Raw genomic sequence first — 12,485 nt, forward strand, 5'->3', positions numbered from 1 at the left:
CGCTCATGCCCCCGCCTCCCGCTCGTTCCGGGCGCGGTCGCCCGGGCGTACCTCCACGTGGTCCGGCTCCAGGTTGAGCCGGACCCGGTCGCGCAGCGACAGCGCCTCGACGAAGGGCGCCGGCAGCTGCATCCGGCCGGACCGGTCGAGCACCGCGTACTCCTCGGCGACCAGCTCGGTGTTGCCGTCGGCGCCGATCCGCGCGGTCCGGCGTACCTCCGAGGCGGTGCGGCCGTCGCGGATCGCGACAGTCCGGCGGACCTGCTCGGCCACGGCGTGGTCGTGGGTGACCACGACGATGGTCACGCCCAGCTCGGCGTTGATGGTCCGCAGCGCGGCGAACACCTCGGCGCCGGTCGCCTCGTCCAGCTCGCCGGTCGGCTCGTCGGCGAAGAGCACCTCGGGGTCGTTGGCCACCGCCACCGCCACCGCGCAGCGCTGCTGCTCGCCACCGCTGAGCTGGCCGGGCCGGCGGTCGGCGCAGTACCCGACGCCCACCATGTCGAGCAGTTCACGGGCCCGCTGTCGGCGGGCCCGCCGGCCACCGCGCCCCGCCAGCTGCATGGGCAGCTCGACGTTCTCCAGCGCGGTCAGGTACGGCAGCAGGTTACGGCCGGTCTGCTGCCAGACGAACCCGACCATCTGCCGCCGGTAGCTCAGCCGCCGGCGGGCGGAGAGGTCGAGCAGGTCGTAGTCGCCCACCCGGGCGATGCCGGCGGTCGGGGTGTCCAGCCCGGAGAGGATGTTCAGCAGGGTGGACTTGCCGGAGCCGGACGCGCCCACGATCGCCACCAGCTCACCCCGGTCGATCACCAGGTCCAGGCCCTGCAGGGCGACCACCTCGACGCCCTCTGTCTTGAAGATGCGCACCAGGCCGTCGCAGACGATGTGCCCGCGCAGCCGGTGCTGGCCGCCGGCCCGCTCGGCCGCACGCTCGGCGGCCCGCGCCTGGAGGGCGGCCAGGTCCGGCACCGTCGGAGTCTGGGCGGTAGCGGTCATCTCAACTCTCCTCTCCGAGCCGGAGCACCTCACCGAGGCGCAGCCGGCGGTTGTTCAGGGTCTCGACAGCGACCGCGAAACCAAGCGCGACGGCCCCGAGCACGACGACCCCGGCGACCAGGCCGGGCTCGAATGCCACCGTGACCGGCGCGCCGCTGGTGAAGGCCGACAAACCGAGCAGGGGCGTGAGCAGCACCGGCAGCAGCACCCCGACCAGCGCGCCGGTGAGCACCGACACGCCCACCAGCGGCGCCAGCTCCACCAGCAGCAGGCCCCGCCACTGCCGGCGGGACAGCCCGAGGGTGCGCAGCCGGGACAGCACCTGCCCCCGGGCCCGGGCGCCGGCCAGCACGCAGAACGCGATGGCGAGCAGACCGAGCACCGTGCCGCCGGCCGCGCCGGCCACGAACCCGAAGACCAGCACCCCGTTGGCCCCGCCCTCGCCCACCTGGCGACGGACGTCCGCCCAGGTGAGCACCTCGACGCCGCGCGGGCGTTCGCGGCCGGTGACCGCGCCGCCGGTCTGGTAGCGGGTCTGGCCCTCGTCGCCGACCCGGCGCAGCGCCTCGGCGTCCAGCTTCTCGCCGGCGACCAGGAAGCTGGTCGGCACCGGGTCGTAGTCGCGGCGCGGCAGCGACTGCAACGGCAGGATGACGAACCGGTCGTTGGTGGGCCGCAGCAGCGGGAAGCTCTCCGTCCGGTCGGCGACCCGGAACTCGTACCGCTGGCCCTGCACGGTGACGAAGGCGGAGTCGGCCAGCCCGGCCTCGGCCAGGTCCGCGGCGACCGCCGGGGAGACCACGGCGGGCAGCGGGCCGTCCTGGCCGGCCGGGGCGAGCAGCGCCGCGGGCACCGTCACGTCGACGTCGGCCGAGCGGGTGAGCCGGGCCAGCGCCGGACCGTCCACCAACAGCACGGTCGCCGCGTCCATCCGGGCCTCGGTGCCGACCGCGTCCGTCGCCGGCCGCTGCGCCGGCTCGTCGAGCACCGGGGCGGCGACCCGCACGCCGGGCAGCCGCTCCAGTGCGTCGCCGGTGTCCGGGGCGAGCCGGTCGCCGCGGATCAGCGCGTCGCCGGGCACGGTCCGGCTGGCGGTCCGGTCGCGGCTGGCCTCGATGCCGGTGGCGACCACCGCGCAGAACGCCGCGGTCGCGATGGCCAGCACCACCACGACCAGCGGGGCCGCCACCACCGACCGGCCGGCCCGCGCGGTGCCGAGGAACGCGACGCTGCCCCGGGTCCGCGCGGCGAGCCGGCTGACCAGCCGCAACGGCCACGGGTACGCGCGCAGCGCCAGCACCGCCGCGGCGACCGCGAGCAGCACCGGGACCGACACCAGCAACGGGTCGACGTCGCCGGGGGTCAACCCCCGGCGCACCAGCAGGACGGCGGCCAGCGCGGCCAGCAGCAGCACGAACACCTCGACGGTGAGCCGGCGCGCGGACGGGCGTACCCGGATCAGGTCGCGTCGACCCGGGCCGCCGACCGGGGCGACCAGCGTGGCCATCGGCAGCACGACGGTGAGCAGCGCGGCCGCCGCGACGGCGATCGGCCAGGTGTTGCCGGGCGGACCCGGGACGAGCGTGCCGAGCAGCCAGCCCGCCGCCGCGGCGGCCGGAATGACCAGCAGCGACTCGGCCAGGCTGCGCCGGGCCCCGGCGGTCGCGGAGCCGCCGCGCGCACGCAGCAGGGTGAACTCCTCGCGCCGTCGCCGGGTGCTCAGCGCGGCAGCCAGCGCCACCAGCCCGGCCAGGGTGGCCAGTACGCCGGCCGCGATCACCGCGAGCAGGGTCCGGGCGGCGGTCAGCGCGGCGGCGAACTCCCGCAGCGGAATGTCGAGCCCCTGCACGAGGTTCCGCCTCGGCGGAGTCTCCCGCTTCATCTGCTCGATGCTGTCGATCAACTGGTCCAGCTTCCGGGCGTCGATGCCGTCGGCGCCCATCCGGTAGCGCCAGCTGAACCGCAGCGGCACTCCGGCCAGCGCCTGGCTGTCCAGCGCGTCGGCGCTGACCAGGCCGACGGCGATGAACGGCTGGGCGTCGCCGGGCGGCTCCACCACCTCCAGCGCGGACGGCAGGTTGTCCCAGATCCCGTCGGACCGGTCGATCGGCTCGAACAGCCCCACCACTGTCAGCGGCAACCTCGGGGTGGTGTCACCCGGCCTTCCGGTGGCCATGTTCAGCCGGCTACCGACGCTCAGGTTGAGCCGCCGGGCGACGTCGGTGTTCAACGCCACCTGCACCGGCTGGCCGGCCCCCCACCGCTCCTCCGGCCAGCGGCCCTCGGTCAGCCGGGACGCCTCCGGCACACCAGGCATCGTCCGCAGCGTGAGGTGGACGAGGAGGTTCTTCGCCGCCAGGTGTGGACCGGTCACCCGTTGCTCCGCGGACTCGGCGAGGTACCAGCGCTGCGCCACCGCGTCCCGCACGGCCGGCGGCATGCCGGCCTGGAGCGTGTCCAACTCACGCTGGTAGGCCTCGACCAGCTTGGTCGCGCCGGGAGCGGCGGTGAGCGGCTCGGTGCTGTAGGTCAGGTCCCGCATCGCCGCCGGCTGGCCCGCCAGGTGTTCCCGCAGCCCCTGCTCGGCGAGTCGGTTCACCACCCGGGGCACCCCGCTGATCAGCAGCGAGACGACCAGGGTCAACATCGCCAGCAGCAGGAACTGCCCGCCGTGCGCCCGGACCCGGCGGATGGCCGCGCCGATGCTCATCGCGCCGTCTCCCCACACTCGCTGGTCAGTCCGTTCCGCCCGGTCACCGCTCTCCCCCGATCCGCAACTGCGCCGCCGCCACCCGCTGCCGGATGCCGAGCGCGATGAACACGCTGAAGGCCAACGCCGCCAGCAGGAGGCCGACCGCTGTCGCCCCGATCGGCGCCCAGTGCAGCGCGAACGCCGCCTCGGGCACCGGCCGGCCACCGGCCGGCGTGAGGATGACCAGCGGGGCCATGGTCGCGCCGACCGCCGCGCCGAGCAGCAGGCCGACGCCGACGCCGATGCCGGCCAGGAAGGTCTGCTCGGCCAGCAGCGCCCGGGCCAGCAGCCGTGGGCTCGCGCCGAGGGTGTGCAGCACGGCGAACTCGGTCAACCGGTGCCGCGCGGTGGCCCAGACGTCCACCACCAGGCCGACCAGCGCGAGCAGCACGGAGCCGAGGGCGGCGGCGAGCAGCCCGGTCCGGGCACCCTGCCAGTACGGGTCGTCGGCGGCCTCCGCGGCCACCTCGCGCCGGTCCAGGACGGTGGTGCCGGGCAGTTCGGCGGCGGCCCGGGCCGCCTCGTCGTGCCCGCCCGCGGTGGTACTCACCCACCATTCCGGCACCGGCCGCACCGCGCCCTGCTCCCGGACCAGCCAGTCCATCGCCGCGGGCAGGTCGAGCAGCACGCCGGCACCGGCGGCGGACGGCAGCGCCTCCACCTCGCCGACCAGGACGATCGGCACCGACACGCCGGAGAGCGCGAGGGTGTAGGTGTCCCCCTCCCGCAGGCTCAGCGCCTCCCGTACGGCCGGGGTCATCAGCGCCGGCACCGGGGGATTGTCGTCGTCGGGCACCACGGCGAACCGGGACGGCGGCTGGAAGGCGAACCGGCCGCCGGCGAGGTACTCGACCGCGTGCTCGGCGGTCAGCCCGGTCGGCGTCACCGACGCGGGACCGCGGTCGCCCAGCAGGCCGCTGGTGGCCGCCCAGGTGCCGGTCAGCTCCGCCGGTCGCGCCGTGCCGTCGGCCCCGACCAGCTTCAGGTCGTCGACCACCAGCCCGTACGACCGGCCCGCCGCGTCGCCGCCGTCGGCCTCGAAGCCGGCCAGCCGAAGGGTGCCGCCGGTCTCCGGCAGCTCGACGGTGAACGGGACGGCCCGGCCGTCGCTGCCGCCGGTGGCCACCGGCAGCCGGAAGGCCAGCCCGTCACCCTGGCTCAGCAGGACCGACACGGCGATCTCGTGCGGGCGCACCGCCTTCTGGACCGGGGTGCTGACGGTCCCGGTGAGCTTCCGGGTGCCGGCGGGCAGCTCGACCCCGGCCGGGGCGGCCCGCCGGCTGACCAGCCGGTCGTACAGCGCCGGCGGCGCGACCTCGGCGAGCCGTTCGTCGAGCCGCACCACGTCGGCCGCGGCGGCCGCGTCGAGTGCCACCACGGTCACCGGCAGGTCGTTGCGGCCGAGGCGCACCTCGTCCCGCCACGCCGGCAGCGTCCGGTCGGCGCCGGCCAGCGCGGCGATCTCCCCGGCGCGCTGCCCGGTGGCCTCGACCGGCACCCCGCCGGTCCGCTCGACCACCCGCAGGTCGGCGCCGACCGTGTGGTCGGCCTGGTCGAGGTGGGACCGCTCGCCGGTGGCGACCAGCGACCAGGCGAGGGTGCTGCCGCCGACGGCGAGGGCGAGCAGCAGCACCGGCCCGGCGTGTGGGCGGCGGCCGGCCTGCCACATGCCGAACATGGTCGCCGTCCACAGCTTGCGGTCGATGAACCGCTCGGCGAACCGGGTGGCCGGCGGGAGCAACCGCAACGCGACCACCGCGCCGGCGAGCACGCCGAGCGTTGGCGCGGCGACCAGCAGCGGGTCGAGCCCGAGCCGGCCGGCCGCGCCGGTCAACGGGGAGGAGTACTGGCGCAACTGGACCCAGGCCAGCACGGCGAGCGCGACCAGCGCCAGATCGAGGCTGGCCCGCTGCACGGTGGCGGAGCGGGTGGGCCGGGACAGGGCGGCCATGTCGGCCACGTACGTGCCGGAGCCGCGCAGGGTCGGGGCGACCATGGCCACCAGGCACCCGGCGGCCGCCGCGGACGCCGCCGCCCAGACCAGCGTGCCGCCGCCACCGACGGTGCTCAGCCCGGCCGGCCCGCCGGTGCCCACCAGCCGCAGCGCCTCGCCGGCCAGCAGCGGCCCGAGCAGGGCGGCCGGGAGGACAACCAGGGTCGCCTCGCGGGCGGCGAGGCCGGCCAGCTGCCGGCGCGCGGCGCCCCGGGCGCGCAGCAGCGCGGTCTGGCCCCGCCGGTCCTCGTGCAGCAGCGCGGCGACCAGCACCAGCGCGTACCCGCCGAGGACCACGATCAGCAGCAGCGGGGTGGCCAGCGCGGAGCGGCCCACCAGGTCGGCCCGGGCGATCCGGTCGATCAGCCGCTCCATCGACGTGACGGTGCGGGCGGAGGAGCCGAGGTCGGCCGCCTCGGGCACCTCGGCCACCGCCTCGGTCAACGCCTTGCGCAGCGCGGGCAGGCGGCCGATGCCGGCCGCCACGAGATCCGGCTCGACCACCCAGGACGCCGAGACCGAGCCCGGGAAGGTCGCCTCGAAGTCGGCCCGGTCCAGCACGAACGGCCCGTACGAGCTGCCGGATTCGGCGCTGCTGCCCGCGCCCACCCCGGGTGCCAGCTGCCAGTACGGGTCGGTCGTGTCGCGCGGTCGCCAGGTGCCGGCGAGCACCACCTCGCTGGACCGCTCGGTGGCCCGGTCGCGCAGCGGCACCCGAGCGCCCGGGGTGAGGCCCAGCGCGCCGGCGACCTTCTCGGGCAGCGTCACCTGCGCCGGCACCGCCCCGGCCGTGGGCCAGGCGCCGCCGGTGAGGTCCGCGTGGGCGGGCAGGTCGTCCAGCGTGGCGAGGTTGGCGAAGATCGGGTCGTCGTCGGTCCGGACCACCGGGCCGAGGTCGCCGGTGAGTTCCCGGCCGGTGCCGTAGCGGGCCCCGGTGACCGCGAACGGGGCGTCGCCGAGGGCGGCGGCGAAACCGTCCCGGATGGCCTGGTCGCGGGTGGTGAACTCGGCGACGTCCTTGCCACCGGAGCCGGTCACCAGCAGGCTGCGCTCCTCCATCGGTGCCCGGGCGAGCAGGGCCTGCTGCCCCGCCTCGACCGCCCGACGGCTGTAGTCGGAGAGCCCGGTGACCAACGCGACCGCGACCAGTGCCGCCACCACGGCGGCGGCCAGCAGACCCCGCGCCGCTCGGGCCCGCCTCCACACCAGCTTCATCCGACGTCCTCCCCTGGCCCCCGTCGGGCCGACGAACAGCTAAAGCGGCGACGGGTCGGGAAAGGTTCGCGGCCGTTACTTGATCGTTACCCGACGCTTCCCGGCTCGGCCGGCTCACCCGCCCGCCCGGGAGACGCCGCGACGGCGCATTTCGGACCTGGGCGGATCCCGCCCGGGTCGGGGCCGCGGCGGTCGTCGAGGCGCCGGAGCGGGTGCGCCGGGCGCTGATCCCGGGCTGCTTGGATGGTCGGCATGGAGACTCCCCTCACCGTCCTGCTGCTGGGCATCGTCGCGCTGCTCATCGCGCTGCTGGCCCGCACCCCGCAGCAGTCGCACACGGCGTACCGGCTCGGGCAGATCGAGCGCCGCCTGCAGCTCGTGATGGACCACCTGGGCGTACAGGATCCGAACCCGGTGCCGGTGGAGGTCCGGGAACACCTGGCCCGGGGCGACAAGATCAAGGCGATCGCCGCGTACCGGAAGCTGACCGGTGCCGACCTGCGCACCGCCAAGGCCGCCGTCGAGAGCTTCGCCGCCCCCCGCTGAAGCCCCGCTCCAATCCGCTGACGGTCAGGCGGTCACGAGTCGCGGGGGCGGTCGCGGTCCTTGGAGGGTTGGACGCGCTTCGGCTCGCCGGGCATCTTGGGGTGGTCGGGCGGGTAGGGCATGTCGCCCTGGCCAGCGGCGGCGTCCCGCTCGGCCCACTCCAGCAGCGGGGTGATGTCCCACGCCGCGTCGTCGATGCCGGCGTGCGGATCGCCCCGCTCGGCCAACCGGGACGGCACGGTACGCAGGTCGAAGTCGTCCGGGTCGACGTCGGGCAGCTCATCCCAGCCCACCGGGGTGGAGACGGTGGCCCGGGCGTTGGCCCGCAGCGAGTAGGCGCAGGCGATGGTGCGGTCCCTCGCCATCTGGTTGAAGTCGACGAAGACCCGGGTGCCGCGCTCCTCCTTCCACCAGGCGGTGGTGACCAGCTCCGGCCGGCGGCGTTCCAGCTCGCGGGCCAGCGCGATGGTGGCCCGGCGCACCTCGACGAACGTCCAGCGCGGCTGGATTCGCAGGTAGACGTGCACGCCCCGGCCCCCGGAGGTCTTCGGCCAGCCGGTGACGCCCAGCTCGTCGAGGATGCCGCGCAGCTCACCCGCGGCGGCGGCCGCGTCGGCGAAGTCGGTGCCGGGCTGGGGATCGAGATCGACGCGCAGCTCGTCGGGGCGGTCGACCTCGGCCGCCCGGACCGGCCACGGATGGAACACGACGGTGCCCATCTGCGCGGCCCAGGCCACGTGGGCCAGGTCGGCCGGGCAGAGCTCGGCCGCCTTCCGCCCGCTCGGGAAGCTGATCTCGGCGGTCGCCACCCACGGCGGCACGCCCCGGGCCGGCACCCGCTTCTGGAAGAACATCTCGCCCTCGATGCCCTCGGGGAAGCGTTGCAGCGTGGTCGGGCGGTCGCGCAGGGCGCGCATGATCCCGTCGCCGACGCCGAGGTAGTAGTGGAAGACGTCCGCCTTGGTGAAGCCGCGCTGCGGGAAGATGACCCGGTCGGGGCTGGTCAGCCGGACGGTGTGCCCGGCCACGTCGAATTCTTCGGCCGCTGCCTTCGTGCCACCCATTGCGCGACCATATGCCACCGGTCCGACGACCGACGTACCGTTGGCGGGTGAGTCTCGACGACACCGAACTGCCCCGCACCGAGGACGAGTGGCGGGTCCGGCTCAGCCCCGAGGAGTTCCGGGTGCTGCGCGAGGCCGGCACCGAGGCCCCGTGGACCGGCGAGTACGTGAACACCAAGACGCCAGGCGTCTACCACTGCCGGGCCTGCGGGCTGGAACTCTTCGCCAGCGACACCAAGTTCGACTCGCACTGCGGCTGGCCGAGCTTCGACGACGCCATCCCGGGCCGGGTCAAGGAGATCGAGGACCGCAGCCTCGGCATGGTCCGCACCGAGATCCGCTGCGCCCGCTGCGACAGCCACCTCGGGCACGTCTTCCGGGGCGAGGGCTTCACCGCGAAGGACACCCGGCACTGCGTCAACTCGGTCTCCATCCGGCTGGAGCCGCGCTGACCGGCGGCCGGCGCGGGTCGGCTGGTCGGTGCGGGTGAGCCGCCGCGACGTACGCCGGCTCGCCGCGACCGGCCCCGACCACGCCGCCGCCTCCCGCCGTGGGGTCGGGTGACTCGCGGCTCACCGGTCGGCGGCCGGCCGCCGGGCCATCAGCTCGACCTGGGCGGTGCGCGACTGCTCGACGCGCCGGGCGAGGTCGGCCACCTCCGGGGCGACCGCGGTCGCCCGGTGCGCCCGGGCGAGGTCGGCGGCCGCCTGCTGGTGCGCGGAGAGCACCTCGCGCAGCACCCGGTCGACGTCCGCCCCGGTGGCGGAGCGCAGCTTGTCCAGGTCGGCGGCGTCGGCGTGCCCGGCGTGGTCGTGCCGGCCGGCGGTCGCGGCCGGGTCGGCGGCCCGCAGCCAGCCGCGCATGGTTGCCAGCTCGTCCGACTCGGTCGTCTCGATCGCGGCGACCAGGGTGCGCAGCTCGCCGTCGGTCAGCCGGTCCCGCACCAGCCGGACGATCTCCAGCGTCCGCTCGGTGTGCGCCACCATCATGGTCAGGAACACCACGTCGAGGCCGCCGACGGCGGCGCTCGCCGTTCCGACGGGCGCGGGGGCGCCCGCCGGTGGCGGTGCGGGGTCGGCGGCGCAGCCGGTGACCAGCAGCAGGCCGAGCAGCGCGGCGATGCCCGCGGGGCGACGCCGGCCGGTGGCCCGGTCGCCCCGTCGGGCGGTGGCGGGTGCGGCGCACGCGGGCACGGGCCGCACCCGTACGGTCAGATCCGGGTCCACAGCGCCGGCACGTTCGGCGGTTCCCAGCCGGGCAGGGCGGTGTGCGCCTGCCGGCAGCGGTAGCTCTGGCCGTTGTAGGTGACCTGGTCACCGACCTGGTAGGCGCGACCGGCCGTCCAGCTGCCGCCCGCCCCGGGCGGGCTGGTGGGCGACGTCGGCGTCGGGGTGGGCGACGCGGTCGGCGGCGGGGTCGGCGTAGGGCTGGGCGTCGGGCCGCCACCGCCACCGATCTGCAGGTCCACGCAGGAGTAGAAGGCGTTGGCGGTGTCGGCGATGTTCCAGATCGCGAGGACCTTCTGCCGGCCCGAGTAGCCGCCCAGGTTGACGGTGTGCGACACGGTGGAGCCGGGCTGCTGCCCGCCACCGTTGAAGACGGCGATCCGGGTGCCACCGATGTAGTACTCCCAGTTGCTGGTGGCGTGCCGGGCGGTGTTGACCCAGGTGAAGGTCACCGAACTGCCGACCGAGGTGGCCGGCCAGCCCCGGCTGTCGTCGTTGAGGACGGCGAAGTGCGCGATGTTGGCGTGGCAGTTGCGCAGCCCTTTCGGGCCCTCGACGCTCTGCGGCTCGTACTTGATCTGGCCGCAGTCCGGGACCCGGTTCTGCGCGCAGAGCGCCTGCCGGCTGGGTGGTGACGAGACGTAGCCGTGCGCCTGCGCGGGGGCGGCGACGGCGAGCGAGGACGCGACGGCGCCCGCCGCCACGAGCGGGACGGTGATTCTTCGACGCATGCTGGCAACTCCCTCGGCTCGGGCCTGCGGTGGTGTGCCAACAACGTAAATTAAACCTTGTTAACAGTAAAGACTCCTGTCGATAAAATCATCGACGTCGCTCAACTTCTCACGAGCCGTGGCGGGACGGCTGGCGAGGTGCCGGCTGCCAGCACGCCGACACGCCGGGAGCGACACGCCGCCGGCCGGGCCTCGTTCACCCGTTTCGTCCCGTCCACCCGGCTGGTGCCGCACGCTGGAGGAAACGGTCGAGTTCGGAGGGATCTGTCGTGGCAACCTGCGAGGTCTGCGGTAACGACTACTGGATGGCGTTCGAGGTGCGGACGGTCAGCGGCGACGTGCACACCTTCGACTGCTTCGAGTGCGCGGCGCACAAGCTCGCCCCGATCTGCGAACACTGCCAGATCAAGATCATCGGCCACGGCGTGGAGGTCTCCGGCCGCTTCTTCTGCTGCGCCCACTGCGCCCGGGCCGAGGAGGGCGCCCAGGGCGCCGAGATCCGCGACACCGTCGGCGCCCGCCCCGCCTGACGGGTCGTCCCGGGTTGTCGCAGCGCCCCCGGCACTCACGATCGTCTGTCCGGTAGCCGGGCGACCCGCCGGAGATCGCCCTGCCCAGGATCAGACGATCAAGGATCACCCCCGCGGGTGGGTGGGGGCGGAACTAGGATCGCGGGATGCCGTCGTTGAGTATCGAGGTCCGGGCCGCCCGGTTCGCCGACCTGGACGCCCGCACCTTCCACGACCTGCTGCGGCTGCGCATCGACGTGTTCGTGGTCGAGCAGCGGTGCCCGTACCCGGAACTCGACGGCCGGGACGTCGAGCCCGGCACCCGACACCTCTGGCTGGAGCACGACGGGGTGCCGCTGGCGTACCTGCGGATCCTGGCCGACCCGGACGGCGTGGCCCGGATCGGCCGGGTGGTGGTGGCGGCGGAGGCCCGCGGCGGCGGCCACGCCGGCCGGCTGATGACCGCGGCGCTCGCCGAGGTCGGCGACCGGCCCTGCGTGCTGGAGGCGCAGTCCCACCTGGTCGACTTCTACGCCCGGCACGGCTTCACGGTCAGCGGGCCGGAGTACGTCGAGGACGGTATCCCGCACACCCCGATGCGCCGGGAGTCGATTGACGGCTGACGATCGGTGTGGCAGCCTGCCGGGCAGGCCCACACGAGAGCCACGGGAGCCACGCGAGCGCCGGGAGGGGCAACTCCCGGCCGTCCGGGCGTCGTCGTCCGACCTCTGCCCTGGGGGCTCCCCTTGTCCACTCAGCTCCGAAAACCACGCGTCCTGTGGCTGCTCGCCGTCGCGGCGGCCGCCGTCCTCCTGCTGACCACGGCACTGGCCAACCCGGTCTCCGCACACGGCTCCGTGGTCGACCCCGCCTCCCGCAACTACGGCTGCTGGCAGCGCTGGGGCAGCGACTTCCAGAATCCCCGGATGGCCACCGAGGACCCGATGTGCTGGCAGGCCTGGCAGGCCAACCCGAACGCCATGTGGAACTGGAACGGCCTGTTCCGCGAGGGCGTCGCCGGCAACCACCAGGCGGCCATCCCGAACGGCCAGCTGTGCAGCGGCGGCCGTACCGAGGGCGGGCGGTACAACGCGCTCGACACGGTCGGCGCCTGGAAGACCACGCCGGTGTCGAACAGCTTCCGGGTCCGCCTGTACGACCAGGCCAGCCACGGCGCCGACTACATCCGGGTGTACGTGACCCGGCAGGGCTTCGACGCGCTCACCGAGCCGCTCGGCTGGGACGACCTGGAACTGGTCGGCCAGATCGGCAACACCCCGGCGTCGCAGTGGAAGCCGGAGACCAGCGGCGTCTCCATCGAGATCCCGGCGAACGCGCCGGGTCGCACCGGCCGGCACATCGTGTACACCATCTGGCAGGCCAGCCACCTCGACCAGTCGTACTACCTGTGCAGCGACGTCGACTTCTCCGGTGGCGGCGGGCCCACCAC

The 12,485-nt window shown here is 75.0% G+C and carries 11 protein-coding genes; 5 read left to right on the forward strand and 6 right to left on the reverse strand.

Going from position 1 to position 12,485, the window contains the following annotated elements; all coding sequences use genetic code 11:
• Positions 1-3 precede the first annotated feature (3 nt).
• Genes DLJ47_RS26165 through DLJ47_RS26175 form a run of 3 tightly spaced genes read right to left on the reverse strand, consistent with a single transcriptional unit; the run spans position 4 to position 6,959 of the window.
• A complete protein-coding gene (locus DLJ47_RS26165; RefSeq protein WP_109903756.1) occupies positions 4-999 on the reverse strand; it encodes an ATP-binding cassette domain-containing protein in 996 nt (331 codons plus the stop codon).
• Position 1,000: 1 nt separating this feature from the next.
• Positions 1,001-3,709, reverse strand: a complete 2,709-nt coding sequence (locus DLJ47_RS26170; protein WP_109903758.1) for an FtsX-like permease family protein — start codon at positions 3,707-3,709, stop codon at positions 1,001-1,003.
• A gap of 43 nt (positions 3,710-3,752) precedes the next feature.
• The gene (locus DLJ47_RS26175) at positions 3,753-6,959 is read right to left on the reverse strand and encodes an ABC transporter permease (protein ID WP_109903760.1); all 3,207 of its coding nucleotides are present in this window, start codon (positions 6,957-6,959) and stop codon (positions 3,753-3,755) included.
• Positions 6,960-7,211: 252 nt separating this feature from the next.
• On the opposite strand from DLJ47_RS26175, the gene DLJ47_RS26180 reads away from it, so the two are divergent.
• Positions 7,212-7,505: a hypothetical protein gene (locus DLJ47_RS26180; protein ID WP_146228199.1), complete on the forward strand. Its 294-nt coding sequence runs from the start codon at positions 7,212-7,214 to the stop codon at positions 7,503-7,505.
• A gap of 32 nt (positions 7,506-7,537) precedes the next feature.
• On the opposite strand, the gene ligD is transcribed toward DLJ47_RS26180, so the two are convergent.
• Positions 7,538-8,569 carry a non-homologous end-joining DNA ligase gene (gene ligD / locus DLJ47_RS26185; RefSeq protein WP_109903764.1) on the reverse strand — a complete coding sequence of 344 codons (1,032 nt, stop codon included), beginning with the start codon at positions 8,567-8,569 and terminating at the stop codon, positions 7,538-7,540.
• A 47-nt stretch (positions 8,570-8,616) separates the two neighbouring features.
• Here ligD and msrB point away from each other — a divergent pair, with 47 nt between their 5' ends.
• Complete coding sequence (gene msrB / locus DLJ47_RS26190; protein ID WP_109903766.1) at positions 8,617-9,021, forward strand: peptide-methionine (R)-S-oxide reductase MsrB; 405 nt, start codon at positions 8,617-8,619, stop codon at positions 9,019-9,021.
• Between the two features lie 120 nt (positions 9,022-9,141).
• Here the strand turns inward: msrB and DLJ47_RS26195 are convergent, their stop codons facing one another.
• Complete coding sequence (locus tag DLJ47_RS26195; protein WP_233258026.1) at positions 9,142-9,795, reverse strand: DUF305 domain-containing protein; 654 nt, start codon at positions 9,793-9,795, stop codon at positions 9,142-9,144.
• A complete protein-coding gene (locus tag DLJ47_RS26200) occupies positions 9,780-10,526 on the reverse strand; it encodes a lytic polysaccharide monooxygenase (RefSeq protein WP_109903768.1) in 747 nt (248 codons plus the stop codon). The genes DLJ47_RS26195 and DLJ47_RS26200 overlap by 16 nt, the downstream gene beginning before the upstream one ends.
• Before the next feature lie 269 nt (positions 10,527-10,795).
• Between DLJ47_RS26200 and DLJ47_RS26205 the strand changes: the two genes are divergently transcribed.
• From DLJ47_RS26205 to DLJ47_RS26215, 3 genes are all read left to right on the forward strand, one after another.
• Positions 10,796-11,056 carry a Prokaryotic metallothionein gene (locus DLJ47_RS26205; RefSeq protein WP_109903770.1) on the forward strand — a complete coding sequence of 87 codons (261 nt, stop codon included), beginning with the start codon at positions 10,796-10,798 and terminating at the stop codon, positions 11,054-11,056.
• A 146-nt stretch (positions 11,057-11,202) separates the two neighbouring features.
• Complete coding sequence (locus DLJ47_RS26210; RefSeq protein WP_109903772.1) at positions 11,203-11,658, forward strand: GNAT family N-acetyltransferase; 456 nt, start codon at positions 11,203-11,205, stop codon at positions 11,656-11,658.
• Positions 11,659-11,781: 123 nt separating this feature from the next.
• Positions 11,782-12,485: lytic polysaccharide monooxygenase auxiliary activity family 9 protein (locus DLJ47_RS26215; RefSeq protein WP_146228200.1), on the forward strand; the 704-nt coding region annotated here is incomplete at its 3' end.

It is taken from the genome of Micromonospora sp. S4605, assembly GCF_003176715.1.
Taxonomy (GTDB): Bacteria; Actinomycetota; Actinomycetes; order Mycobacteriales; family Micromonosporaceae; genus Micromonospora; species Micromonospora echinaurantiaca.

What these genes read in the sequence shown, in the direction of transcription:
- DLJ47_RS26165 (WP_109903756.1), bottom strand. Translation starts at nt 999, where the DNA reads ATGACCGCTACCGCCCAGACTCCGACGGTGCCGGACCTGGCCGCCCTC.
- DLJ47_RS26170 (WP_109903758.1), bottom strand. Translation starts at nt 3,709, where the DNA reads ATGAGCATCGGCGCGGCCATCCGCCGGGTCCGGGCGCACGGCGGGCAG.
- DLJ47_RS26175 (WP_109903760.1), bottom strand. Translation starts at nt 6,959, where the DNA reads ATGAAGCTGGTGTGGAGGCGGGCCCGAGCGGCGCGGGGTCTGCTGGCC.
- DLJ47_RS26180 (WP_146228199.1), top strand. Translation starts at nt 7,212, where the DNA reads ATGGAGACTCCCCTCACCGTCCTGCTGCTGGGCATCGTCGCGCTGCTC.
- ligD (WP_109903764.1), bottom strand. Translation starts at nt 8,569, where the DNA reads ATGGGTGGCACGAAGGCAGCGGCCGAAGAATTCGACGTGGCCGGGCAC.
- DLJ47_RS26200 (WP_109903768.1), bottom strand. Translation starts at nt 10,526, where the DNA reads ATGCGTCGAAGAATCACCGTCCCGCTCGTGGCGGCGGGCGCCGTCGCG.
- DLJ47_RS26210 (WP_109903772.1), top strand. Translation starts at nt 11,203, where the DNA reads ATGCCGTCGTTGAGTATCGAGGTCCGGGCCGCCCGGTTCGCCGACCTG.